This window comes from Nocardioides sp. AN3, from assembly GCF_054653495.1.
The window spans coordinates 1-1,618 of record NZ_BAAIGC010000076.1 but is presented as its reverse complement, the minus strand read 5'-3'; the positions used below and the strand labels follow the sequence as shown (position 1 = coordinate 1,618).

Below are 1,618 nucleotides of genomic sequence, written 5' to 3'. Positions count from 1 at the left end.
CCCGCGAGGGCGCGGTCGGCGCGCTGGTCTGCCCAGCTCTTCCACGATGAGTCCTCGGATCTTGCCTGTGCGGCGGTCGGATGGGTCAGACCGTCGCGGGTGGCCCGAGGTTGTGTGCGAACACGCCGTGCCAAATCGCCAGCCAGTGCCGGGCCCAGGACCAGTGCGCGGGCAGGTGCAGCACGGGCCGGCGTTGGGGTCGGGCCAGCCGGGCAGGGACGTGGACGATCTGGCGTCGTAACGTCGCACCGCGGGCGACGGCCAGGTGGCCTGTGCTCAGGGCGCCGGCGGCGCGGAGCAGGTTGTGGGTGATCATCGCGCAGATCGCCCACGCCCCGTTGGAGGCAAATCGACCCGACGGCATATGAGCCATCGGCCCGTCGATCAGATCGGCGAAGACCGTCTCGATGATCGCATGCCGGCGATGGGTCAAGTCAGCCTCAACGGTCGACTCGAGGCTGTTGGTGAAGAAGGGGTGGTAGCGCCAGACCGGGAACAGCTCTTCAAGCTTGGCCTGGTCCCGGACCCGACGCACCACCAGCCGCGCGGTGACCGGCTGAGTGGTGGAGGCGAACGCAGTGAACGTGGTCTCGGCGACCTCAGCATCGCTGATCAGCACGCCGGTCTCGGGGTCGAGGACGGCACCGGGGTAGCGCACTGGCTTCCAGGCATCCTCCGCGATCTGCTCGATAGCGGCGGCGACCGCTGGGTTCTTGGTCAGCACCACCGAGAACCGGACCTTCGCCTTCACACACGCGGCCACCACCGCACTGTTCCCGTAAGCGGAGTCGCCGCGCACCAAGATCTCGCCGGTCGCGCCCGCGGCGCGGGCAGTGGTGATCGCCTGGCGCACCATCGAAGCTGCACCCTTGCCCGACCCGGCCTTCCCGGCCCGGAGCCGGATCCCGGCGATCACCGGCGCCGCGTGCGGGGTGGAGATCGTGGTCGCCAACGGGGAGAGCCCTTTGCGTAGCACCTGCTTGCCGGAGATCTTGGTGTGCCCGAAGCTGGCGCCCTGCTTGGCGTGCCCGAATACCGGCCGCAGGAGTGAGTCGATGTCGATGAAGGCCTGGGTCTCGATGCCGGGCAGCAGGTCGGCCCGCTGAGCGAGGTTGACCAGGTGCGCCCGCGCGACCGAGGCCAGCTGCAGGGTGTGGCCGTGGGTGAACTCGCGCAGGAACTGGCCCAGCGTGGCCGATGCGTAGACCTCGTCGAAGAGCAGCTTCATCCCACCAGAGCGGATCACATCGAGGTCGTCGATGCTGTCCGCGCCTGCGGCCATCCCGGCGATGATCGCGGTCACCTTCCCGGCCGGGTTCACCCCCGCAGAGGCCACCCGCTGCGACGCGAGCCGCACCCTATCGGTGACCAGCGACGAGAGCCCGGCCTGCTCGGCCAGCGCCATCACCGGCACCAGTCCCGCCGAGGACACCAACCGCTCGTCATCGAACAACGGCGTGGCCTTGGACCACAGATGGGATAGATTCACTTTGAGTGCCTTGTGGGTGCGCGGTGTATGGGGACCTAGACACTCCCAATTCTTCCGCCCCACAAGGCACTTCTACGTTCGCCCCGCCGCACTCACGCCGATCCACGGCGGATCTTCCACGGATCGAGG

1 protein-coding gene is annotated in these 1,618 nt (G+C 68.5%); it reads right to left on the bottom strand.

From position 1 onward, the window contains the following. Positions 1 to 85 precede the first annotated feature (85 nt). Positions 86 to 1,489, bottom strand: coding sequence for an IS1380 family transposase (locus tag ACYQ1K_RS27840; protein WP_459986879.1), 1,404 nt, complete (start codon positions 1,487 to 1,489; stop codon positions 86 to 88). Positions 1,490 to 1,618 lie beyond the last annotated feature (129 nt).